This window comes from Flavobacterium sp. W20_MBD1_R3, assembly GCF_052119725.1.
Taxonomy (GTDB): Bacteria; Bacteroidota; Bacteroidia; order Flavobacteriales; family Flavobacteriaceae; genus Flavobacterium.
This window is the reverse complement of sequence record NZ_JBGQOR010000030.1, coordinates 1-1,379: the sequence shown is the minus strand read 5'-3', so window position 1 is coordinate 1,379 and position 1,379 is coordinate 1. Positions and strand designations below refer to the sequence as shown.

The window sequence follows — 1,379 nt, the reverse complement described above, 5'->3', positions numbered from 1 at the left end:
TTCTTGCTTTACTATTCGAAATAAACAGTATATTTGAAAGAAATAAACGATAGTTTTTTCACAGACTGACGTTATGCGACATTTTACCAAAACTAACCGAAAAAACAAAAACTTAAAATTTTAAAATGAAATTATTCTTAAAAGTTATTATCTTTTTTATACTTTTTAGTTCAATAAAAAGTCAGTCTCAAACAATTGATACTTTAGTGGATGTAGGAAATCATAAACTACATTTCAACATTACAAAAGGTTCAGGAATTCCAATTCTTTTTGAAGCTGGTGCTGGAAGTGATGGAAGAGTTTGGAATTCTATTCTGCAACCAATTGCAGATTTAACTGGAGCAACAATAATAACATATGATAGAGAAGGTTTAGGTAAAAGCACTATGAATACTTTAGAAACTGAAGACTCAAAACACGGTATGTTAAATAGCCTTGTGGATTTAGAAACTGGATTAAAAAAATTGGGCTACAACAAACAAATTATGTTAGTTTCTCATTCTTTTGGCGGTTACTTTTCAACTTTATATTCAGTAAGGAATCCAAATCTTGTAAAATCGATTGTATTAATAGATGTAAACCATAATTTTATGGAAAAGTTTGTAGAAAGCGATTTAAAAAAGCAAGAACTGCTTATTCCAGAGTGGAAAAAAAACAAACTTGCTATATATTATATGGCTACAAATATACGTGAAACTGTAAAAATGATGAGTGAAATTTCAATTCCACAAAATATTCCAGTTGTAGATTTAGTTAGTGGAATTCCATCTTTTAAAGAAACTGAAAAAGTAGAACATTGGAAAGAATGTCATAAAAACTTTGTTGCCAGTCATCCAAAAAGTATCGGTATTACCGCATTTGAATGTGGTCACGGAATTTGGTTTGACAATCCAACTTTAGTTATAACAACAATAGCGAAAAGTTATGCCGAAACACTAGATAAAAAACAGAAAACGGAAGTTTATGAACGTACGCTAAATTATGCAATTAGTTCATTAAACAATGTCAAGAAAGAAAATAGTGCCTACGTACATTCGGAAGACAACCTAAATAATTTAGGTTATGAATATTTAAACAAGAACGAAAATGAAAAAGCTTTAGAAACTTTCAAACTAAACGTATTATTAAATCCTACAAGTGGAAATGCTTACGATAGTTATGGAGAAATACTATTTAAAATTAATAAAAGAGAAGAAGCGATTAAAATGTATAAAAAATCTGTTGAACTAAACCCAGAAAATGAAAATGGCAAAAGAGTTTTAGATGAACTTTTAAAACAATCGTAAATAAAAAACGAACGCACAACAGCTAGGGATTCGTTGCGTGCGTAGCACGAACAATGAAACCCGGGTTGAACGGAACCGATTGTACGTCCGTTA

The 1,379-nt window shown here is 30.2% G+C and carries 1 protein-coding gene; it reads left to right on the top strand.

Going from position 1 to position 1,379, the window contains the following annotated elements; genetic code table 11:
* The first annotated feature begins 125 nt into the window (after window positions 1-125).
* Window positions 126-1,286 carry an alpha/beta fold hydrolase gene (locus tag ACEN2F_RS14635; protein WP_441740532.1) on the top strand — a complete coding sequence of 387 codons (1,161 nt, stop codon included), beginning with the start codon at window positions 126-128 and terminating at the stop codon, window positions 1,284-1,286.
* Window positions 1,287-1,379: the final 93 nt, after the last annotated feature.

Coding starts and splice junctions, on each gene's coding strand:
- ACEN2F_RS14635 (WP_441740532.1), top strand. CDS start 126: ATGAAATTATTCTTAAAAGTTATTATCTTTTTTATACTTTTTAGTTCA.